The sequence below is a fragment of the Janthinobacterium sp. FW305-128 genome (assembly GCF_020858135.1).
In the GTDB taxonomy this organism is placed as follows: domain Bacteria; phylum Pseudomonadota; class Gammaproteobacteria; order Burkholderiales; family Burkholderiaceae_D; genus Janthinobacterium.
Window position 1 is genome coordinate 1 of the sequence record NZ_JACYMK010000049.1, and the last position, 569, is coordinate 569.

Here is a 569-nt window from a genome sequence, read left to right on the forward strand (position 1 = left end):
TGCGGCTTGATCGAGCCTGGCTTGGCCAGCACTTGACCACGTTGCACGTCTTCACGCTTGGTGCCGCGCAGCAGCAGACCAACGTTGTCGCCAGCTTGACCTTGGTCCAGCAGCTTGCGGAACATTTCCACGCCGGTGCAAGTCGTTTTGACGGTATCGGTGATACCGACGATTTCGATCTCTTCGCCGACTTTGACAATGCCGCGCTCGATACGACCGGTCACAACGGTACCGCGACCCGAGATTGAGAACACGTCTTCCACTGGCATCAGGAACGCACCGTCAACAGCGCGCTCTGGCGTTGGGATGTAAGCATCCAGCGCATCGGCCAGACGCAGCACTGCGTCCACGCCCATTTCGCCTTCTTTGCCTTCCAGCGCCATACGTGCCGAACCTTTGATGATAGGCAGGTCGTCGCCTGGGAATTCGTACTTCGACAACAGCTCGCGCACTTCCATTTCAACCAGTTCCAGCAGCTCTGCGTCGTCGACCAGGTCGCACTTGTTCAGGAACACGATGATGTATGGAACGCCAACTTGGCGGGCCAGCAGGATGTGTTCGCGGGTCTG

General features: G+C 58.3%; 1 protein-coding gene. It reads right to left on the reverse strand.

All coding sequences use genetic code 11. The features are described from left to right. Positions 1–569: EF-Tu/IF-2/RF-3 family GTPase (locus tag IGS60_RS28260; protein WP_230506908.1), on the reverse strand; the 569-nt coding region annotated here is incomplete at both ends.